This window comes from Oceanicola sp. 502str15, assembly GCF_024105635.1.
Taxonomy (GTDB): domain Bacteria; phylum Pseudomonadota; class Alphaproteobacteria; order Rhodobacterales; family Rhodobacteraceae; genus Vannielia.
Genome location: NZ_WYDQ01000001.1, coordinates 1,084,795 through 1,103,566 on the forward strand (window position 1 = coordinate 1,084,795; position 18,772 = coordinate 1,103,566).

An 18,772-nucleotide genomic window follows, 5' to 3' on the forward strand; every position below is an offset into this window, starting at 1 on the left:
GGCGCGGGGGGCGGCGAGGGGGGAGGCTGGGGCCATGTTCGAGGCGCTTGTAACCCTTTGCCTGCTGGGTGAACCGCAGATCTGCCGCGATGCGCTTGTGCCGGGCGCCGAGGCCACAACCCGCGCGGGCTGCGAGGCGGCGCTGGGGCGGCTGGCCTTGCCCGAGGGCGCATGGCGGGCGGGGGCGCCGTTTTGCGCGGCGCGGGGCGAGGTGCTGGATTTCGAGGAGGTCGCGCCGGGGCTTTTCGTGCACATGGGCGCGGTGGCCGAGCCGGACGGGGTGAACCGGGGCGATGTGTCCAACGTGGTGTTCGTGGTGGGGCGCGAGGCGGTTGCGGTGATCGACAGCGGCGGCGCGCGCTGGGTGGGCGAGGCGACGTGGCGGGCGCTGCGCGAGGTGACGGACTTGCCGGTCAGCCATGTGGTGCTGACCCATATGCACCCCGACCACCTGTTCGGGGCCGGCGTGTTTGCCGGGGCCGAGGTGGTGGGCCATGCCGGGCTGGCGCGGGCGCTGGCCGACCGGGCGGAGAATTACGAAGAGAGTTTCGCCGGGCTGATCGGGGCGGGCTTTGTTGGCTCCTCGGTGCCGGAGGTGACGGTGCCGGTGGATGCGGCGATGGAAATTGACCTTGGTCATGTTCTGTTGGAGGTGCGCGCATGGCCGCGCGCCCATACCGGCACCGACCTGACGGTGAGGCTGGGCGATGTGGTGATCGCCGGGGATCTGGTGTTTGACCGGCACACGCCCGCGCTTGATGGCTCGGTGCTGGGCTGGCTGGAGGTGCTGGACGCGCTGGAGGGGCAGGGGGCACGGGTGGTGCCCGGCCATGGCGGCCCGGTGCTGGCGATGGGCGCGGCGCTGGCCCCGATGCGCCGTTATCTGGAGGTGCTGCGCGATGACACCCGCGCCGCCGTGGCGGCGGGCGAGCGGCTGGGCGAGGCGGTGGAGCATATCGCGCAGGGCGAGGCGGCGCATTGGGCGCTGTTCGACGCCTATAACAAGCGCAACGCCACGGTGGCCTTCACTGAGCTGGAGTGGGAATAGCCTAGAGTTCGCTCTGTAGCATCTGTGCGATGGCGTAGAGCCGCTTTTCCAGCAGCACCGGAGTTTCGCAGACATAGGTGAGCGATGTGCGGCGGTCGGTGTAGATGCGCTCGTCCCAGTCGACCTGCTCTTCGAGCTTGTCGACAAGGTCGTAATCGGGCGCCTCCTTGGCCATTTCCGCGCTCATCTGGCTGCGGGCGGCGTCGATCCGGGCGGCGAGGTCGATCTGGCCGAGAGAGTATTCGCCGATGCCCTCGATGATCCGGCTGCGCAGGGTGTTGAGCTTGGCGAAGGCGCGGGTGAAGACATGGCCGATCAGGGCCGGGTCGGTGCCATGGGCCTTGGTGAAGGCGTCGAGCTGGGGGCGGGTTTCTTCGAGCGGCAGGCGGCGCAGGGTGAGATAGCCGACCAGCTCGGTCACGGCGGCCTCCTGCTCGGGCGAGAGCGCGGGGGTGTCGGGCGCGGCGGGCCACATCAGGCCGGGCGAGAGGCTTTCGATCTTGCGCTGGATGCAGGGCCATGTCGGATCGGAGAAATCCGCGGCCCCGGCGGGCAGCGTGGCGGTGAGCGCGAAAAGCAGCGCGGTGAGAGCCCTTGTTTTCATGCCTGTCCTCCCTTCGCTCACTGTATTCCAAAGCGCACCGTTGTCTACCGACCCCAATACCAACCTTGGTCTGCATTGTTCGCTATAGGCTCTGCTCCTAGCCTCATCGGAAACAGATGTGCCGATAAGTTCTGGGAGGAAATTGATGCGGACACGTGCTGCCGTGGCCCTTGAGGCCGGCAAACCGCTTGAGATCATGGAGGTGAACCTCGAGGGCCCGAAGGCGGGCGAGGTTCTGGTGGAGATCAAGGCCACCGGCATCTGCCACACCGACGAGTTCACCCGCTCGGGCGACGACCCGGAGGGGCTGTTTCCGAGCATTCTGGGCCATGAGGGCGCCGGGGTTGTGCTGGAGGTCGGCGAGGGTGTGACCACGCTGAAGCCGGGCGACCATGTCATCCCGCTCTACACCCCGGAATGCCGGCAATGCGCCTCCTGCCTCAGCGGCAAGACCAACCTCTGCACCGCCATTCGCGGCACGCAGGGCCAGGGCCTGATGCCCGATGGCACGACCCGGTTCTCGATGCTCGATGGCACCCCGATCTATCACTACATGGGCTGTTCCACCTTTGCGAACCACACGGTGATGCCCGAAATCGCGCTGGCCAAGGTGCGCGAAGACGCCCCTTTCGACAAGATCTGCTACATTGGCTGCGGAGTGACCACCGGCATCGGCGCCGTCATTAACACGGCAGGTGTTGAGATTGGGTCAACGGCGGCGGTCTTCGGTCTCGGCGGGATTGGCCTCAACGTGATCCAGGGCCTGCGGATGGCGGGCTGCGACAAGATCATCGGGGTCGATCTGAACGACGACAAGCAGGAAATGGCGAAGAAATTCGGCATGACGCACTTTGTTAACCCTTCCAAGGTAGACAACACGGTGCAGGCGATCGTCGACATCACCAAGACGGATTTCGACCAGATCGGCGGCGTGGATTACTCCTTCGACGCGACCGGCAACGTGAAGGTGATGCGCGACGCGCTGGAATGTTCGCACCGGGGCTGGGGCGTGAGCGTGATCATCGGCGTGGCGCCCGCGGGCGCCGAGATCAGCACCCGCCCGTTCCAGCTGGTGACGGGGCGGGTCTGGAAGGGCACGGCCTTTGGCGGCGCCAAGGGGCGCACCGATGTGCCCAAGTTCGTCGACTGGTACATGGACGGGAAGATCGAGATCGACCCGATGATCACCCACAAGCTGAAGCTCGAGGACATCAACGAGGGCTTCGAGCTGATGCACGCGGGCAAGTCCATCCGCGCCGTGGTGGAATATTGATGGCGCTGGAGGTGATCTCCGAGACGGCCTGTTTCGGCGGGCGTCAGATCGTGGCGAAGCACCCTAGCAACGCCTGCGGCTGCGAGATGACCTTTGCGGTCTACCTGCCGCCCCAGGCCGAGGAGGGGCCGGTGCCGGTGCTGTGGTACCTGAGCGGCCTCACCTGCACCCATGAGAACGCCATGACCAAGGGTGGGTTTCAGGAACATGCCGCCGAGCACGGGCTGGCGCTGATCTTTCCCGACACCTCGCCGCGCGGCGAGGGTGTGGCCGATGACGAGGCCTATGACCTGGGGCAGGGGGCGGGGTTTTATGTGAACGCCACGCGCGAGCCCTGGTCGCCGCATTTTCGGATGTACGACTACATCACCGGCGAGCTGCGCGGGTTGGTCATGGAGAACTTCCCGCTGGAGGACCGCCACGGGATCACGGGCCACTCGATGGGTGGGCACGGGGCGCTTACGATTGCCATGCGTAATGCCGAGATGTTCGACAGCCTCTCGGCCTTTGCCCCGATCGCCAACCCGACGCGCTCGGATTGGGGCCGCAAGCAGCTCAGCGCCTATCTCGGCGACGACGAGAGCTCGTGGGCCGACCATGATGCCACCATCTTGCTCGAAGAGAAGGGCTGGAAGGGCGAGATTCTCGTGGATCAGGGCGCGAGCGACCAGTTTCTGGACCTGCTCAAGCCCGAGGCGCTGGCCGGGGCGATGGTGAAGCGGCGGCAACCCGGCGCGATCCGGATGCAGCCCGGCTACGACCACTCGTATTTTTTCGTGACGACCTTCGCGGGCGACCATGTTGCCTGGCATGCGGAGAGATTGTGCGGCTGATGGGCCGCAGGACCAACAGGGAGAGAGACCTACAATGATCGCAAGACTGCTCGCCGCCGCCAGCCTGACGCTTGCCGCCTCCGTGGCCGGAGCACAGGACATGGCAGGTGATCCCGCCAAGGGCGAGAAGGTGTTTCGCAAATGTCAGGCCTGCCACGCCGTGGGCGCGGATGCCAAGGACAAGCAGGGCCCGGTGCTGAACGGCATCATCGGCCGCGCTGCCGGCAGCCACGAGGGCTTCAAGTATTCCGATGCCATGCAGGAGGCCGCCGCCGGTGGCCTGGAGTGGACCGAGGAAAACCTCGCCGCCTTCCTGACCAAGCCCAAGGATTTCATGAAGGGCACCAAGATGACCTTTGCCGGACTGCGCAAGGAACAGGATGTGGCCGATGTGCTCGCCTACCTCGCGACCTTCGCAGAGGACGGTGCGGCAGCAGAAGAAGGGGAGGGTTCCTGACCAGAATTTCTTGCCCGGCGCGAGGAGGACACGAATTGCCGGGCCATTCCGCCAGCCAGTGAGATGGGCACTGGCGGCATACCAACCAAATGGGAGATGAGACTATGAGAAAGCTACTTGCTCTGACCTCCGTCGCAGCGATGTGCGCCAGTGGCGCGCTGGCCAACGACGGGCTGATCGCGGATATGGACAACGCCGCGCAATGGGCGATCCAGACCGGCGACTACAAGAACCAGCGCTACTCCGAGCTTGACCAGATCACCGCCGAGAACGTTGGCGGCCTGCAGGCCAACTGGACCTTCTCGACCGGGGTTCTGCGCGGCCATGAGGGCAGCCCGCTGGTGATTGGCGACGTGATGTATGTGCACACGCCGTTTCCGAACATCGTTTACGCGCTCGATCTCAACGAAGATGGCAAGATCATCTGGAAGTACGAGCCCAAGCAGGATCCCAACGTCATTCCGGTGATGTGCTGTGACACGGTGAACCGTGGCGTGGCCTATGCCAACGGCAAGATCTACCTGCACCAGGCCGACACGAAGGTTGTGGCGCTCGATGCCCAGACCGGCGAGGAAGTCTGGTCGGTGATGAATGGCGACGCCTCCAAGGGCGAGACCAACACCGCCACCGTGCTGCCGGTGAAGGACAAGCTGATCGTCGGCATCTCCGGCGGCGAGTTCGGTGTGCGTGGCTCGACCACGGCCTATGACCTCGAGACCGGCGAGCTGGTCTGGCGTGCCTATTCGATGGGCCCCGATGAGGATATTCTCGTCGATCCCGAGAACACCACCCATCTGGGCACTCCGGTTGGCACCGACTCCGGCACCAACACCTGGGAAGGCGATCAGTGGATGATCGGCGGCGGCACGACCTGGGGCTGGTATTCGGCCGATATGGACGAGAACCTGTTCTACTACGGCACCGGCAACCCCTCGACCTGGAACCCGGCCCAGCGGCCCGGTGACAACCGCTGGTCGATGACCATCATGGCGCGCGACATCGACACCGGCGTGGCCAAGTGGTTCTACCAGATGACCCCGCATGACGAGTGGGACTTCGACGGGATCAACGAGATGATCCTGACCGAGCAGGAGATCGACGGCGAGGAGCGCAAGCTGCTCACCCACTTCGACCGGAACGGTCTGGGCTACACGCTCGACCGCGTGACCGGGGAGCTGCTGGTGGCCGAGAAATTCGACCCGGTGGTCAACTGGACCACGGGCGTTGACATGGACCCGGCCTCCGACACCTACGGTCGGCCTGCAGTGGTGGCGCAATACTCCACCGAGCAGAACGGCGAGGACGTCAACTCCACCGGCATCTGCCCGGCGGCACTTGGCTCCAAGGACCAGCAGCCGGCGGCCTACAGCCCCAAGACCGAGCTGATGTATGTGCCCACCAACCACGTGTGCATGGACTACGAGCCGTTCCGGGTGAGCTACACCGCGGGCCAGCCCTACGTGGGCGCCACCCTGTCGATGTACCCCGCGCCGGACAGCCATGGCGGCATGGGCAACTTCATCGCATGGGACAACACCACCGGCGAGATCAAGTGGTCGCTGCCCGAGCAGTTCTCGGTGTGGTCGGGCGCTCTGGCCACCGCGGGTGACGTGGTGTTCTACGGGACGCTGGAAGGCTACCTGAAGGCGGTTGATGCCAATACCGGCGAGGAGCTCTACAAGTTCAAGACTCCCTCCGGCATCATCGGCAACGTGATGACCTACGAGCACGGCGGCAAGCAGTATGTCGCGGTTCTTTCGGGCATCGGTGGCTGGGCAGGGATCGGCCTTGCGGCTGGCCTCACCAACCCCAACGACGGCCTTGGCGCCGTGGGCGGCTATGCGGCACTGAGCGACTACACCGCGCTCGGCGGTCAGCTGACCGTGTTCTCCCTGCCGGACTGATACCCCGGCTTACGGTGCCGCCGCCCTTCGGTGTGGCGGCACCGACCAACCCGAAGCGCCAGCCGCTTCACACCAACCACTCCGAGGACATTCATGCAACCGATGCGCACCCTTGTCGCCTCTGCACTCATCGCAGCCCTGGCCGCTCCGCTGGCCGCGCAGGAGGCCGAGACCGACAACATCTCCGTCGCCTATGAGGAAGACGGCCGCTACTACACCGAAGATGACATCCCCACCTACAACGTGACGGAGGATGGCAAGAAGGTGGACTGGCTGACCTATTCGGGCTTTCGCCGCTACCATTCGGAATGCCACGTCTGCCACGGGCCGGAGGGCATGGGGTCTTCCTACGCCCCGGCGCTGAAGGATTCCGCCATCGACATGGATTACTACGACTTCGTCGATGTGGTGGTGAATGGGCGCCAGAAGGTGAATGCCTCCGAGAACTCGGTGATGCCCGCCTTCGGCGATAACCCCAATGTCATGTGCTATCTCGACGACATCTATGTTTACCTCAAGGCGCGCGGCACCGAGGCCGTGCCACGTGGTCGCCCCGGCGGCCGGGAGGACAAGACCGATGCGATCCGCGAAGCGGAGAACGCCTGCCTTGGCATGTAGGGCAAGGGCGCTGACATGGGCGGCGGGGCTGGCTTTGCTGGCCTCTTCCGCCGTTGCGCAGACCTCGGACCTCGTGAGCAAGACCGCGCTGCGGGTCTGTGCCGACCCGGCGAATGCGCCGATGTCGATGGAGGATGGCAGCGGCTACGAGAACCAGTTGGCGGATCTGATTGCCTCCAAGCTGGAGTTGCCGGTGGAATACACATGGTTTCCGATGGCGACCGGCTTCATCCGCCAGACCCTGCGGGCCAATCGCTGCGACGTGGTGATGGGCTATGCGCAGGGCCATGAGCTGGTGTTGAACACAAACCACTACATGACCTCGGTCTACGTGCTGATCGTGCCCGAGGGCGGGCCGCTGGCGGCGGTGGAGGCGCTTTCGGACCCGGCCCTGAAGGAGGCGCGGATCGGCATTGTCGCCGGCAGCCCTCCGGCCACCCACATGGCCCGCAACGGGCTGATCGGGCGGGCGAAAGCCTACAACCTGACGGTGGACAGGCGGGTGGAATCTCCGACCGTCGACATGCTGAACGACCTTGAAGAAGGCGATATCGACGCGGCCATTCTCTGGGGCCCGATTGGCGGGCCGCTGGTGAAGCAGGCGCATCCGGGGTTCAAGGTGATCCCGCTGCTGAAGGAGGAGCTGCCGCCGCGGCTGTTCTTCCGCATCACCATGGGGGTGCGGCAGGGCGACAAGGTTTGGCAGCGCAAGCTGAATTCGCTGATCCGGCGTCATCAGGACGAGATCAACGCCATCCTGCGGGATGCGGGCGTGCCGCTGCTCGCCGATATGGGCGACGGGATGCTGGACGCGGGGCAATGAGGCCCCGGGCGCTGCTGCCGCTTGTCGTGGCGGCGGTGCTCGCCGCGCCGGCGATGGCGCAGGTGAGGGAACCCGACGATTACCGGATGGAAGATTATCGCGCCCCGGTGCCCGAGACCCTCGCGGGCGGGCGTGTGCTGGGGCCGGAGGGCGCGCACGAGTTGTGGCTTGTCGGCGGCGTTGCCTTCATCGACGTGCTGCCCCGCGCGCCCAAGCCCGAGGGGCTGCCCGAGGGCACGATCTGGCGGGAAAAGCCGCGTGAGAGCATTCCGGGCGCGATCTGGCTGCCGAACGTGGGCTATGGCGCGATTGCCGAGGTGACAGCGCAGTATTTTCGTGACGGGTTGGAGAGCGCCACGGAGGGCAACACCGCGCATCCGGTGGTGTTCTTCTGTCTTGCGGACTGCTGGATGAGCTGGAACGCGGCGAAGCGGGCGCTGGAGTGGGGGTATTCGGAAGTCTACTGGCTGCCGGAGGGCACCGATGGCTGGGCGTTCTACGACTTTCCGCTCGAGGTGGTCACGCCGGCGCCGGGCGGCTAGGCGCGCCTTTCGTTTCAGTGCCGGACTTGCTCAGTAGTCCGCCAGGGCGCGTTCGGCGTGGGTGGTGGTGCCGTCGGTGTCGGTCATGGTGACGCCGATGTGGCCCGCGGCGCGGGGCACGGAGAGCGAGACCGAGGGATTTTCTGACAGCGAGATCGAGCCGGTGATGTCGACATAGGCGCCGCCGTCGAGCTCGACATCAAGGTTTTCGACGTAGCGCATGGGGATGTAGAGCAGCGAGATCTGGTCCATCTGCATGCCGGAATGGCTGGGGTGGCTCACGTCGATGTCGACCTGTTTCTGCCCGTGGGCCAGCGCGCCGAGACGGTCGAGCGCGGACTCGGAGGGCAGGGGAGAGAGCGCGATTTCCATGTTGCCGAGGGTGGCCAGCGCCTCCTCCGGGTCGGTGCCGGGCGGGGCCGAGCAGGCACCCTTGCCGGAAGTCTTGACGAAGGTTTCGGACACCCAGAGCGCGCCATCGGTGGTTTCGGCCACCATGTGCAGCGGCGTGGGGCCGTTGACGCGGAAGGTGGCCTCGAAGGTGAAGCGGGGCAGGGGCTCGGTAAAGGAGAACACCGCCGAGACCGGCATCGGGTTTTCATCGAGGATGACGGTGAGGGAGGCGAGCTGGCGGCCTTCGGGCGCGGCGACCTGCGCGGCGATGCGGGTGCGGGCATCGTCGGCGCTGCGGTAGGGGGCGTCGATGGCGATGACGTCGTCGCCTGGCAGCAGGGCGCGGCCCTCGTAGAGCGCGGCCTGAAGGTCGGGCCAGGAGGGATCAAGCGCGAGGGCCGGGCTGGCGAGCGCGAGGAGCGCGGGCAGGAGCAGGCGTTTCATCTAATCCTCCATCACGAAACGGCCGAAGGCGCGGGGGCCATCGCCGGTGGGAATTTCGGCCAGCACCTTGAGGCTGGCGGCGTCGATCACGGTGAGCGTGTTGGAGAACCAGCCCGCCACCACCACCTGCGCCCCGCCTGCGGCCACGTCGATGCCTTCGGGGTATTCGCCCACATCGAGGGTGGTGAGCGGGGCGAGGCTGGCCAAGTCTATCACGGAAACCGTATCGGCATATTGGTTTGTCACGAAGGCGCGGCCCCGGGCGAAGGCGATGCCATAGGGCCGCTCGCCCACCGGCAGGTTGGCGATGGGCTGGGCGGCGGCGGGGTCGATGACGCTGACATCGTTGGAGCCGACATTGCCGACCCAGAGCCTGCCGGACGGATCGAACCCCAGCCCGTAGGGACGGGTTCCGGCGGGGAGGGTGGCGTGGGGGGCGAGGGTTTCAGCCTCGAAGATGGCAACCTCATGGGCATCGCGCACCGCCGCCGCGAGCCATCGGCCATCGGGCGAGATTTCCAGCCCGGCGGGAGCGGCGCCGGTGGCAAGCTCGGTGATCGGGGCGAGACTGGTGGCGTCGCGCACCCAGATGCGGGCATTGAACCAGTCGGAGACGAAGATGCGCTCGCGCGCGGGATCGAGCGCGATGCCGGTGGGGCCGCCTTTGAGGGTGGTTTCGGCCTGAAGTGTGCCATCCGCGGCGAAGCGCCGGACGGATTTGGCCTCGGGCGCGACGACCCAGACCATGCCGCCATGGGCCACCACCCCGGCGGGCTGGCCCGGCACCGGGATGCGGGCGCGTTCCGTCCGGGTGGTGAGGTCGATCACCGAGAGGTCGGAAGACGACTGGTTGGTGACAAAGGCAAGATCCCCCGCCGCGGCTGGGTGGATAAGCAGCGCCGCGGCGAGGGTGGGGAGGGAACGGGTAAGGCTAGTTGGAGCCGGCAAAGCGCTCGGCCAGCGCATCGAGCCCGGCCTGATAGACGGCGGAGACGGCGGCGATGGCGGCCTCGTCGCTCAGCTCGGGGGGCGGATCGTTGTTGGGGTAGCCGCGATAGAAGGCGCCGCGCCATTCGATCAGCGAGCCGCCATTGGCGCCGGGTTTGACGGTGAGGTGGGACGAGTAGTTGGTGACGGGCAGCACTTCGACCGCGACCTCGGTGATCCGGTAGGAATAGGTCATCTTCTCGGGGTCGTACTTGTAGAGCACCTCGTCGATGGTGCCGCCGCCCTCTTCGCCCAGCACGAGGCGGCGGGTGGCGTCGATCTCGTTGCCGCCCTCGCCGGTGGTGGAAAACACCGCCGGGTGCCAGGACATATCCTGAAAACTGCCGATCACCTCCCAGACCTCGGCGGGCGCGGCGGGGACTTCCATGGTCAGCGTAACCTTCTGGCGGGTAGGCCCGTGGGCCATGGCGGGCAGCGCGGCGAGCGCGGGGGCGGTGAGCGCGGCAAGGATCAGCGCGCGGCGGGTGCGGTTTGGCACGGGTGTCTTTCCTCCCTTGGGTGACCGCGCCGGACGGATCTCGCCGCCCCGCTCCTCCGGGGCAAATTGGCGAATGCGGCGCCTGAACCACGAGGTTCGGGCCACCGGCGGGGCACGGTCTTCGCAAGAATGCTACGGGGTATGCGATGGTGCGCAATGCGCCAAAAGTATCGGTAGGGGCAGGGGCTGGTGTCTGTCACTCTGGGCACAGCGCCGCGGAGGAACGGCGGCGCAGGGAGGAAAATTTGCGATACCTTTGCACCGCGCTGCTGGCCCTCTGGGCCGTGGCCGTGACGGCCTCCGCCGCGCGGGCGGTGGAGGTGGCGGCGGCTGTCTTCCGGATCGACTACCCGACGCTGGCGCCGATCTCGCGTTTCGAGACGGTGCCCGAGGACATGGGCTTTGCCGGGGCGGTGCTGGCGACCGAAGACAACATGACCACCGGCGGGTTTCTGGGCCACAGCTACAGCACCGAAACCGTCTCGGCCCCGCCGGAAGAGGCGGATGCGGCCTTTGCGGCGCTGCTGGAGCGCGGCGTGAAGATCATCGTGGTGCTGGCGCGGGGCGAGGATGTGCTGCGGCTGGCCGATATGGCGGGCGAGGGGCGGCTGGTACTGAACGCGGGGGCCGATGATGTGGCGCTGCGCTCGAAGCAATGCCGCGCCAACCTGCTGCATATCGCGCCCTCCATGGCGATGAAGGCCGATGCGGTGGCGCAGTTCGCGGTGTGGAAGAAGTGGCCCGAGTGGTTTTTGATCCACGGCTCCAACCCGGCGGACTTGGCGCAGGCGGAGGCCTACCGCCGCGCGGCCACCAAGTTTGGCGCGCGGATCGTGGAGGAGCGTGAGTTCGAGGATACCGGCGGCGCGAGGCGCACGGATTCCGGCCACGTGCTCGTGCAACGGCAGATTCCGGTCTTCAGCCAGGGTGCGGAGGACCATGACATCGTGATCGCCGCCGATGGCTCCGACCTTTTTGCCCCATATCTGCCATTTCACCTCTGGACGCCCGCGCCGGTGATGGGGGCAGGGGGCTTGCGTCCGGTGACCTTCCATGGCGCGCAGGAAGCCTGGGGCGCGAGCCAGTTTCAGAACCGTTTTGAGGAGATTTCCGGCCGCTACATGCGCGAGGAGGATTATCAGGTGTGGCTGGCGCTGCGGGTGGTGGGCGAGGCGGTGACGCGGGCCAACACCAACGAGCCTGCCGCGCTGCGCGACTACCTGCTCGGCCCCGATTTCGAGGTGGCCGCCTTCAAGGGCGTGCCGCTGACTTTCCGTTCGTGGAACGGGCAATTGCGCCAGCCGATCCTGCTGTTTGACGGGCGGATCACAGCCAGCGTCTCACCGCAGGAGGGCTTTCTGCATCAGGTTTCGCCGCTCGACACGCTCGGGCTGGACGCGCCGGAGAGCGCCTGCACGGCCTTTGGAGGATAGATCATGAGAATGCTGCTGGCTGCCCTGCTCATCACCACCGCCGGCCCGGCGCTGGCGGGCAAGGTGTTTGTTTCAAACGAGCGGGGCAACACTGTGACGGTGCTCGACAGCGAAAGCTGGGAGGTGCTGGAGGAATTTGCCGCCGGAAACCGTCCGCGCGGGATCACCATGAGCCCCGATGGCAAGCTGCTCTATGTCTGCGCCAGCGATGACGATCTGGTGCGGGTGTTCGACACCGAGACCTATGAGGAGCTTTATACCCTGCCGAGCGGGCCGGACCCGGAGCTGTTTGTGCTGCACCCCTCCGGCAACCCGCTTTATATCGCCAATGAGGACGACAACCTTGTGACCGTGGTGGACACCGAGAGCCACACCGTGCTGGCCGAGGTGCCGGTGGGGGTGGAACCCGAGGGAATGGGGATTTCGGCTGACAGCAAATGGGTGGTGAACACCTCGGAAACCACCAACATGGCGCATTTCATCGACACCGGGGATTATGCGATCAAGCATAACATCCTTGTCGACCAGCGCCCGCGCTATGCCGAGTTTACCGCCGATGGCAAATGGCTCTTCGTGACCTCAGAGATCGGCGGCACGGTGAGCGCGATCGACATGACGGGTGAGGCCCCGGAGCTGAAACAGAAGATCGGTTTCGAGGTGGCGGGCGTGCTGCCGGAGTGGCTGCAACCGGTGGGAGCCAAGGCCACCTCGGACGGCAAATGGCTGTTCGTGGCGCTTGGCCCGGCAAATCGGGTGGCGGTGATCGACATCGAGACGATGGAGGTGGAGAAATACATCCTCGTCGGGCAGCGCGTGTGGCAGTTGGCCTTCACGCCGGGGGAGGAATTTCTGATCACCACAAACGGCAATTCCAACGATGTGACGATCATCGACGTGGAGGCGCAGGAGGCGATCAAGTCCGTGCAGGTGGGGCAACAGCCCTGGGGCGCCGTGGTGACGCCGGAATGAGATTTGGGAAGGATTTTGCGATGAAACGACATCTTGCCGCCCTCGCCCTGCTGATGGCTGCCCCCGCCGGGGCCGCGCCGCTTTGCAATGATCTCGGCTTTGCCGGGCTTCTGGCGAGCTGCAACCGGGGCGAGCCGATCGAGCTGACGCTGGCCTCGGGGCAGCCGCTTTCGGCGGAGGGCAGCTACACGTTGCAATCGGGGGCCTATTACAAGCTGATGATCACCGCCGACGGCTCGGCGGAACTGGCGATCAGCGGGCCGGATTTTTTCCGCGCGATCTGGATGAACGAGATCGTCATCAACCAGATCGAAATTCGCCCGATGGCGGTTGAGAGCCTTGAGTTTGACGCTGCCGGAACCGCCGAAATCTCTTTTGTCGCCATCAAGCCAGGCAGCCACGTGCTGCGCATTCCCGGAAGCACCGGGGAGAGCCAGATGGTCACGTTCAACATCCAGTAGGGAGGAGACCCGGATGAAACATGCGCTGACCCTGATTGCTGCCCTTGCCCTTGCTGCCCCGGCCTTTGCCGAGGCCCATGGCGAGGGGCCCGATGCGGAGACGGTCGAGAAGATCATGATGAAGCTCACCGAGATGAAGTGTCAGATGGCCGAAGAGGACATCGAGATGGAAGAGGATGGTGGCTACGATCTGGACGATGTGATCTGTGAGGGCGGTCAGCAATATGACATCACGCTTGATGCGGATCTGAACGAAACCGGGCGCCGGGCCGAATAGGCCGCCGCTCTGCCCCCGACGCATGACGCGGGCAGGGGGCGTAACAAAGGGAGGAAATGCCATGAAGACATTGAGAACACTTGCCCTTTCCGGGGTCGCGGTGATTGCCGGAGCGATGGGTGCGCTGGCGCAGGATCTGCCTGTCATCCGGCTGGCGACGCTGGAGATCGGGACGGTCAACTGGGAGCTGACCACGATCAAGGAGAACGGGCTGGACGAGAAGAACGGCTTCACCCTCGAGATCCAGAGCTATGCCGACAATGGCGCGACCCGCGTGGCGCTGGAGGGCGGCGCGGCCGATGTGGCCGTGGCCGACTGGATCTGGGTGGCGCGGCAGCGGGCGGCGGGCAAGGACTATGTCGTGGTGCCCTACTCCAAGGCGGTTGGCGGGCTTGTGGTGCCGGAAGACAGCACCGCGCAGAGCCTCGAAGACCTGAAGGGCGCCAAGATCGGCATTGCCGGCGGGCCGCTCGACAAGAGCTGGCTGATCCTGCGGGCCTATGCGCAGCAGGAATACGGCATGGACCTGAAGGCCGAGACCGAGCAGGTGTTCGGCGCGCCGCCGCTGATCTTCAAGAGCGGGCTTTCGGGCGAGACGCAGGGGGCGATCAACTTCTGGCATTTCCTTGCCAAGATGAAAGCCGCCGGGATGCGCGAGCTGATTTCGGTCGATACCGCCAGCCGGGGGCTGGGGCTTGACCCGGAGACGCCTCTGCTGGGCTATGTGCTGAAAGAGAGCTTTCTGGCCGAGCACCCCGACCTTGGCCATGCGCTTTACCGGGCCAGCCGCGATGCGAAGGACCTGCTAGCCAGCGACGATGCCGCATGGGAGGCGGTACGAGACCAGATGAACGTGCAGAACGATGCGCAATTCGAGACCCTGAAGGCCGATTTCATCGCCGGGATTCCGCTGGACCAGCCGGTGAGCCGGGCCGGGGCCGATGCGCTGCTGAAGGTGATGGCCGAGCTTGGCGGAGAGGAACTGGTGGGGCAGGCGACCTCGCTGCCCGAGGGGCTGTTTCTTGATGACGAGTAGGCCATGAGAAGGGCGCGTAGATGACACGCGGGGTCGGCGCGACGGCGCTGTCGCTTCTGGGGCTGCTCGGCCTCTGGATCGTCGCGGCGGCGCTCACCGCCGACCCCACCGTGCTGCCCCAGCCCTGGGCGCTGATCGCGCCCTTCGGCAAGGCGCTGGCTTCGGGGGAGTTGCTGTATCACCTTGGTCATACGCTGCTGCGGGTGGCCTGGGCCTTTGTGCTGGCGATGTCTGTCGGCTGTGTGCTGGGCGTGGTGATGGGGCGCAGCGAGTGGGTCAACCAATGGCTCGACCCTTGGCTGGTGGTGTTTCTGAACTTGCCGGCGCTGGTGCTGATCGTGCTCTGCTATCTCTGGATCGGGCTGACAGAGGCGGCGGCCATTGCGGCGGTGACGCTGAACAAGATCCCGAATGTGACCACGGTCATAAGAGAGGGGGCGCGGGCGCTTTCGCCCGACCTCGACGCCATGGCCGCGGTCTACCGGATGCCCTTCATCGACCGGTTGCGCCACGTGGTCTTGCCCCAGCTTGCGCCCTATATGGCGGCAGCGGCCCGCTCGGGGATCGCGGTGATCTGGAAGATCGTGCTGGTGGTCGAGTTCCTCGGGCGCTCCTCGGGCGTCGGCTTCAAGATTCACCTGTATTTTCAGCTCTTCGACGTGGCGATGGTGCTGGTTTACGCCTTCTCCTTCATCGCGGTGATGCTGGCCGTTGAATGGTTGGCGCTACAGCCTTGGGAGCGCCGCGTGCGCCGGTGGCGGGCGGCATGATTTCGGTCGATATCCACAGCAAGAGGTTTGGCGACACGCAGGTTCTGGGGCGGGTGCGCTTCGAGCTGGGGCAGGGCGAGAGCCTTGCGGTGCTAGGGCCTTCGGGCGTGGGCAAGAGTACGCTGCTGCGGATCGTCGGCGGGATCGACCGGAAGTTCGAGGGGCATGTGGAGCGGCCGCAACGGATGGGGGTGGTGTTTCAGGAGCCGACGCTGCTGCCCTGGCGGACGGCGCTGGAGAACCTGACGCTGGTGCACCGGGGCTTGAGCGAGGCGGAAGGGCGGGAGGCCCTGGAGCGGGTCGGGATCGGCGACAGGGCCGAGTTGTTTCCGGGGCAGCTTTCGCTCGGGCAGCAGAGACGGCTGGCGCTGGCGCGGGCCTTTGCGGGGGCTCCGGAGTTTCTGGTGATGGACGAACCCTTTGTGTCGCTCGACGCCGAGCTGGCCGAGGGGATGATGCGGCTGACAGAGGCGCTCATCGCTGAAGTGCGCCCGGCGGTGCTGCTTGTGACCCATGCCCGCGAAGAGGCGGAGCGGCTGGCGGGGAGGATTGCGCATCTTGAAGGCAGGCCCGCGGTGCTGCATCCTGAGGAAAAGGATCACCTCAGATGCGTAAAGCCCTGACAAAGCGAATTTTTCCGGCGTGAGCGAGGCGCTTACCCTGCGAGACGTATCGTTCAGCTACGGGCCGAAGCGGGCGCTGGACGGGGTGAGCTTTTCTCTGGAGGCGGGGCGGTTCTGTGCGCTGCTGGGGCCGAACGGCGCCGGGAAATCGACACTCTTTGCGCTGCTCACCCGGCTGCTGGTGACACGGCAGGGCGTGATCCGGGTGGCCGGGCACGACATGGCCCGCGAACCGCGCGCGGCGCTGGCAAAGATCGGCGTGGTGTTTCAACAGCCGACGCTTGATCTCGATATGACAGTGGCCCGCAACATGAGCTACTTCGCGGCGCTGCACGGGCTCTCGGGACGCGCGGCGCAGGCCAGCATTGACGGGGCGCTGGACCGGCTGGAAATGCGGGAGCGGGCCGGGGAGAAGGTGCGCAACCTCAATGGCGGGCACCGCAGGCGGATGGAGATTGCGAGGGCGCTGGTGCATAGGCCGGAACTGCTGCTGCTCGACGAGCCGACGGTGGGGCTCGACACCGCATCCCGGATCGCGATTACCGAGCATGTTCATATGCTTGCAGGTCAAGGTTTAAGCGTTCTCTGGTGCACGCACCTGGTGGATGAGATCGCGCCTCAAGATGATGTGGTGGTGCTCCACAAGGGCCGGGTGCTGGCACAGGACCGGGCCGAAACACTGGCCGGCAGCGGCACGCTGCAGGACGCCTTCATGCGGATGACGGCCCGTGACGCGGCCGTGGGGCAGGGCGCGTGAGTGGCTATCTCACAGCGCTCTGGGCGATCGTGCGGCGCGAGGCGGCACGCTTCGTGCATCAGCGCTCCCGCTTCCTTTCGGCGCTTGTGCGCCCGCTGGTGTGGCTGGTGATCTTTGCGGCCGGGTTTCGGGCTGCGCTCGGGGTTTCGATCATTCCGCCGTATCAGACCTACATCACCTACGAGGTCTACATCCTGCCGGGCCTGTGCGGAATGATACAGCTTTTCAACGGGATGCAGAGCTCTCTGAGCCTTGTCTACGATCAGGAGATGGGGTCGATGCGGCTGCTGCTGACCTCGCCGCTGCCGCGCTGGTGGCTGTTGTTCTGCAAGCTGCTGGCGGGCGTGGCGGTGTCGATCCTGCAAGTCTATGCGTTTCTGGGGATTGCGGCGCTCTACGGTATCCGGTTGCCTTGGGAGGGATATCTGCTGGTTCTGCCGGCGCTGGTGGTGTCGGGGCTGATGCTCGGGGCGCTGGGGATGCTGATTTCGTCGACGGTGAAGCAGCTCGAGAACTTCGCCGGGGTGATGAACTTCGTGATCTTCCCGATGTTCTTCCTGAGCTCGGCGCTTTACCCGCTGTGGAAGATGGCCGAAAGCTCGGATCTGCTGCGCGATATCTGCGCGTGGAACCCGTTCACACATGCGGTGGAGCTGATCCGCTTTTCGCTCTATGGCGCGGCAAACCTCTGGGCGTTGGCGGTGGTGGTCGGGTGCTTCGTGGTATTCTTTGCCGGGGCGCTGGTTGGGTATGACCCGTCGCGGGGGCTGATGCGGCGGAAAGGGGGGTGATGCGGACTACGCCTAAGGTCGTATACGGTTATCCCATAATCGGTATTATGTAATGTAAGCGGGTTGAGGTATGTTGGTTAACCTACGGTATTCGCGCAAAACTCTCCCTCAGGAAAAGACGACTCAACTTATTCACGAATTAACCACTCCCCTGAAAATGCGCACAGAACTCCGCCGGATTTCTCGACATCCTGCGTTGTAGACCATAGGTCAAGCACTGGGGATAACGAGGGACGTTTGCACGGGATGCTGGCCCGTGCTGCGGTTTGTGCGCTGATGTTGAATGCCGTTGAAAAGATTGTCGCTTGTCGCGATGTCGATGAGCTGTGGGCCTGTCTCAAGGAGACGATGGCGCATTACGGATTTCCGCGTCTGTTCTACGGCTACACCACCCACCGCTCGGGCCTGAACCTGGGCGATCGTGCCGACATCACCATTCTGTCGACGCTCGATCCGAACTACATGGCGGCCTTCCTCGACACCGGGCTCTACTATCACGCGCCGATGGTGCGCTGGGGCATCCAGCATGCCGGGGCCAGTTCGTGGCGCTGGGTGGCCGACCGGGCCGCGGCCGGGCTGATGGACGCCGATGAGCAGCGGGTGCAGAGGCTCAACGAGTCCTATGAGCTGCGCGCCGGTATCACGCTGAGCTTTCCGATGTCGAACCTGCGCAGCCGTGCCGGGATCAGCCTTGTGCCGCAACCGGGCGTTGGTCAGGACGAGGTGGACGAGATCTGGGCCCGGGATGGCCGGGAGATCTGGGCGTTGAACAACGTTGCCCATTTAAAGATTGCCAACCTGCCGCAACTGATTGATCGACGCCCGCTGACCCCGCGCCAGCGCGAGGCGCTGGAATGGGTTGGCGATGGCAAGACCACGGCGGATATCGCGCTCATCATGGGGCTCACGCCCTCGACGGTGGAAAAGCACCTGCGGCTGGCCCGTGAGGCGCTTGGGGTGGAAACCACGGCGCAGGCGGTGCTGAAAGCGAGCATGCTGAACCAGATTTATCTCGTTGAAGCCGGGGCTTGAGCGCGGTCTTCACGGCTTTGGGCATGGGCGTGAAACTACCGTGAATAAAACGGCGACCCGCCCTGCCCCCGCTTCCCTTCCCTAACGGTACTTGGCATTTTGAAGTCGTTCCGTGAGTGGTGGCATTAGCCAAGGAACTCGCGGCAGAGGCGGCCTCACGATACTGGGGAGCCCGAGCCGCTCCGGGAAACCGGATCG

At 65.4% G+C, this 18,772-nt stretch carries 22 protein-coding genes; 18 read left to right on the forward strand and 4 right to left on the reverse strand.

Annotation, left to right across the window (positions count from 1 at the left end; all coding sequences use genetic code 11):
* Positions 1-34: 34 nt before the first annotated feature.
* Positions 35-1,048 (forward strand): quinoprotein relay system zinc metallohydrolase 2, encoded by a 1,014-nt coding sequence (locus tag GTH22_RS05150; RefSeq protein ID WP_252943691.1) that lies wholly within the window; start codon positions 35-37, stop codon positions 1,046-1,048.
* A gap of 1 nt (position 1,049) precedes the next feature.
* On the opposite strand, the gene GTH22_RS05155 is transcribed toward GTH22_RS05150, so the two are convergent.
* Positions 1,050-1,652 (reverse strand): hypothetical protein, encoded by a 603-nt coding sequence (locus GTH22_RS05155; RefSeq protein ID WP_252943693.1) that lies wholly within the window; start codon positions 1,650-1,652, stop codon positions 1,050-1,052.
* A 145-nt stretch (positions 1,653-1,797) separates the two neighbouring features.
* On the opposite strand from GTH22_RS05155, the gene GTH22_RS05160 reads away from it, so the two are divergent.
* The 7 genes from GTH22_RS05160 to GTH22_RS05190 all read left to right on the forward strand — a co-directional run bounded on the left by GTH22_RS05160 (position 1,798) and on the right by GTH22_RS05190 (position 8,102).
* Positions 1,798-2,925, forward strand: a complete 1,128-nt coding sequence (locus GTH22_RS05160; RefSeq protein WP_252943695.1) for an S-(hydroxymethyl)glutathione dehydrogenase/class III alcohol dehydrogenase — start codon at positions 1,798-1,800, stop codon at positions 2,923-2,925.
* Entirely contained in the window at positions 2,919-3,758 is an 840-nt protein-coding gene (gene fghA / locus GTH22_RS05165) for an S-formylglutathione hydrolase (protein ID WP_252947576.1), read from the forward strand. Before GTH22_RS05160 ends, fghA begins: the two co-directional genes overlap by 7 nt.
* Before the next feature lie 34 nt (positions 3,759-3,792).
* Positions 3,793-4,215 (forward strand): cytochrome c family protein, encoded by a 423-nt coding sequence (locus GTH22_RS05170; protein ID WP_252943697.1) that lies wholly within the window; start codon positions 3,793-3,795, stop codon positions 4,213-4,215.
* Between the two features lie 104 nt (positions 4,216-4,319).
* A complete protein-coding gene (gene xoxF5 / locus GTH22_RS05175) occupies positions 4,320-6,119 on the forward strand; it encodes a lanthanide-dependent methanol dehydrogenase XoxF5 (protein WP_252943699.1) in 1,800 nt (599 codons plus the stop codon).
* Positions 6,120-6,212: 93 nt separating this feature from the next.
* Complete coding sequence (locus GTH22_RS05180) at positions 6,213-6,737, forward strand: c-type cytochrome, methanol metabolism-related (protein WP_252943700.1); 525 nt, start codon at positions 6,213-6,215, stop codon at positions 6,735-6,737.
* Positions 6,697-7,560, forward strand: a complete 864-nt coding sequence (locus GTH22_RS05185; RefSeq protein ID WP_252943702.1) for a substrate-binding domain-containing protein — start codon at positions 6,697-6,699, stop codon at positions 7,558-7,560. The genes GTH22_RS05180 and GTH22_RS05185 overlap by 41 nt, the downstream gene beginning before the upstream one ends.
* Positions 7,557-8,102: a PQQ-dependent catabolism-associated CXXCW motif protein gene (locus tag GTH22_RS05190; protein WP_252943703.1), complete on the forward strand. Its 546-nt coding sequence runs from the start codon at positions 7,557-7,559 to the stop codon at positions 8,100-8,102. The genes GTH22_RS05185 and GTH22_RS05190 overlap by 4 nt, the downstream gene beginning before the upstream one ends.
* Positions 8,103-8,132: 30 nt before the next feature.
* On the opposite strand, the gene GTH22_RS05195 is transcribed toward GTH22_RS05190, so the two are convergent.
* From GTH22_RS05195 to GTH22_RS05205, 3 genes are read right to left on the reverse strand one after another with little or no spacing between them, the layout of a single operon-like run.
* Positions 8,133-8,939 carry a quinoprotein dehydrogenase-associated SoxYZ-like carrier gene (locus tag GTH22_RS05195; protein ID WP_252943704.1) on the reverse strand — a complete coding sequence of 269 codons (807 nt, stop codon included), beginning with the start codon at positions 8,937-8,939 and terminating at the stop codon, positions 8,133-8,135.
* Positions 8,940-9,887 carry a YncE family protein gene (locus GTH22_RS22205; RefSeq protein ID WP_305884656.1) on the reverse strand — a complete coding sequence of 316 codons (948 nt, stop codon included), beginning with the start codon at positions 9,885-9,887 and terminating at the stop codon, positions 8,940-8,942.
* Positions 9,871-10,353 (reverse strand): SRPBCC family protein, encoded by a 483-nt coding sequence (locus GTH22_RS05205; protein WP_252947578.1) that lies wholly within the window; start codon positions 10,351-10,353, stop codon positions 9,871-9,873. The genes GTH22_RS22205 and GTH22_RS05205 overlap by 17 nt, the downstream gene beginning before the upstream one ends.
* 317 nt (positions 10,354-10,670) lie before the next feature.
* Between GTH22_RS05205 and GTH22_RS05210 the strand changes: the two genes are divergently transcribed.
* The 10 genes from GTH22_RS05210 (at position 10,671) to GTH22_RS05255 (ending at position 18,574) form a co-directional block, all read left to right on the forward strand.
* Positions 10,671-11,858 carry an ABC transporter substrate-binding protein gene (locus GTH22_RS05210; protein WP_252943705.1) on the forward strand — a complete coding sequence of 396 codons (1,188 nt, stop codon included), beginning with the start codon at positions 10,671-10,673 and terminating at the stop codon, positions 11,856-11,858.
* 3 nt (positions 11,859-11,861) lie between these two features.
* Positions 11,862-12,827: a YVTN family beta-propeller repeat protein gene (locus GTH22_RS05215; RefSeq protein WP_252943706.1), complete on the forward strand. Its 966-nt coding sequence runs from the start codon at positions 11,862-11,864 to the stop codon at positions 12,825-12,827.
* A 20-nt stretch (positions 12,828-12,847) separates the two neighbouring features.
* On the forward strand, positions 12,848-13,288 hold the full coding sequence (locus GTH22_RS05220; protein WP_252943707.1) for a hypothetical protein: 441 nt from the start codon (positions 12,848-12,850) through the stop codon (positions 13,286-13,288).
* 13 nt (positions 13,289-13,301) lie between these two features.
* On the forward strand, positions 13,302-13,565 hold the full coding sequence (locus GTH22_RS05225) for a PepSY domain-containing protein (protein WP_252943708.1): 264 nt from the start codon (positions 13,302-13,304) through the stop codon (positions 13,563-13,565).
* A 61-nt stretch (positions 13,566-13,626) separates the two neighbouring features.
* Positions 13,627-14,601: an ABC transporter substrate-binding protein gene (locus GTH22_RS05230; protein ID WP_252943709.1), complete on the forward strand. Its 975-nt coding sequence runs from the start codon at positions 13,627-13,629 to the stop codon at positions 14,599-14,601.
* A 20-nt stretch (positions 14,602-14,621) separates the two neighbouring features.
* On the forward strand, positions 14,622-15,371 hold the full coding sequence (locus GTH22_RS05235; RefSeq protein WP_252943710.1) for an ABC transporter permease: 750 nt from the start codon (positions 14,622-14,624) through the stop codon (positions 15,369-15,371).
* Entirely contained in the window at positions 15,368-15,994 is a 627-nt protein-coding gene (locus tag GTH22_RS05240; protein ID WP_252943711.1) for an ABC transporter ATP-binding protein, read from the forward strand. The genes GTH22_RS05235 and GTH22_RS05240 overlap by 4 nt, the downstream gene beginning before the upstream one ends.
* 19 nt (positions 15,995-16,013) lie before the next feature.
* A complete protein-coding gene (locus GTH22_RS05245; RefSeq protein ID WP_252943712.1) occupies positions 16,014-16,751 on the forward strand; it encodes an ATP-binding cassette domain-containing protein in 738 nt (245 codons plus the stop codon).
* A complete protein-coding gene (locus tag GTH22_RS05250; protein WP_252943713.1) occupies positions 16,748-17,542 on the forward strand; it encodes an ABC transporter permease in 795 nt (264 codons plus the stop codon). The genes GTH22_RS05245 and GTH22_RS05250 overlap by 4 nt, the downstream gene beginning before the upstream one ends.
* A 276-nt stretch (positions 17,543-17,818) precedes the next feature.
* Positions 17,819-18,574: a LuxR family transcriptional regulator gene (locus GTH22_RS05255; RefSeq protein ID WP_252943714.1), complete on the forward strand. Its 756-nt coding sequence runs from the start codon at positions 17,819-17,821 to the stop codon at positions 18,572-18,574.
* The last annotated feature ends 198 nt before the right edge of the window (positions 18,575-18,772 follow it).

Excerpts from the sequence above, each read along its gene's own strand:
- GTH22_RS05230 (WP_252943709.1), top strand. The coding sequence starts at position 13,627 with ATGAAGACATTGAGAACACTTGCCCTTTCCGGGGTCGCGGTGATTGCC.
- GTH22_RS05235 (WP_252943710.1), top strand. The coding sequence starts at position 14,622 with ATGACACGCGGGGTCGGCGCGACGGCGCTGTCGCTTCTGGGGCTGCTC.
- GTH22_RS05170 (WP_252943697.1), top strand. The coding sequence starts at position 3,793 with ATGATCGCAAGACTGCTCGCCGCCGCCAGCCTGACGCTTGCCGCCTCC.
- GTH22_RS05155 (WP_252943693.1), bottom strand. The coding sequence starts at position 1,652 with ATGAAAACAAGGGCTCTCACCGCGCTGCTTTTCGCGCTCACCGCCACG.
- GTH22_RS05180 (WP_252943700.1), top strand. The coding sequence starts at position 6,213 with ATGCAACCGATGCGCACCCTTGTCGCCTCTGCACTCATCGCAGCCCTG.
- GTH22_RS05225 (WP_252943708.1), top strand. The coding sequence starts at position 13,302 with ATGAAACATGCGCTGACCCTGATTGCTGCCCTTGCCCTTGCTGCCCCG.
- GTH22_RS05240 (WP_252943711.1), top strand. The coding sequence starts at position 15,368 with ATGATTTCGGTCGATATCCACAGCAAGAGGTTTGGCGACACGCAGGTT.
- xoxF5 (WP_252943699.1), top strand. The coding sequence starts at position 4,320 with ATGAGAAAGCTACTTGCTCTGACCTCCGTCGCAGCGATGTGCGCCAGT.
- GTH22_RS05185 (WP_252943702.1), top strand. The coding sequence starts at position 6,697 with ATGCGATCCGCGAAGCGGAGAACGCCTGCCTTGGCATGTAGGGCAAGG.
- GTH22_RS05215 (WP_252943706.1), top strand. The coding sequence starts at position 11,862 with ATGAGAATGCTGCTGGCTGCCCTGCTCATCACCACCGCCGGCCCGGCG.
- GTH22_RS05190 (WP_252943703.1), top strand. The coding sequence starts at position 7,557 with ATGAGGCCCCGGGCGCTGCTGCCGCTTGTCGTGGCGGCGGTGCTCGCC.
- GTH22_RS05160 (WP_252943695.1), top strand. The coding sequence starts at position 1,798 with ATGCGGACACGTGCTGCCGTGGCCCTTGAGGCCGGCAAACCGCTTGAG.
- GTH22_RS05255 (WP_252943714.1), top strand. The coding sequence starts at position 17,819 with ATGTTGAATGCCGTTGAAAAGATTGTCGCTTGTCGCGATGTCGATGAG.
- GTH22_RS05150 (WP_252943691.1), top strand. The coding sequence starts at position 35 with ATGTTCGAGGCGCTTGTAACCCTTTGCCTGCTGGGTGAACCGCAGATC.
- GTH22_RS05205 (WP_252947578.1), bottom strand. The coding sequence starts at position 10,353 with ATGGCCCACGGGCCTACCCGCCAGAAGGTTACGCTGACCATGGAAGTC.
- GTH22_RS05220 (WP_252943707.1), top strand. The coding sequence starts at position 12,848 with ATGAAACGACATCTTGCCGCCCTCGCCCTGCTGATGGCTGCCCCCGCC.
- GTH22_RS05195 (WP_252943704.1), bottom strand. The coding sequence starts at position 8,939 with ATGAAACGCCTGCTCCTGCCCGCGCTCCTCGCGCTCGCCAGCCCGGCC.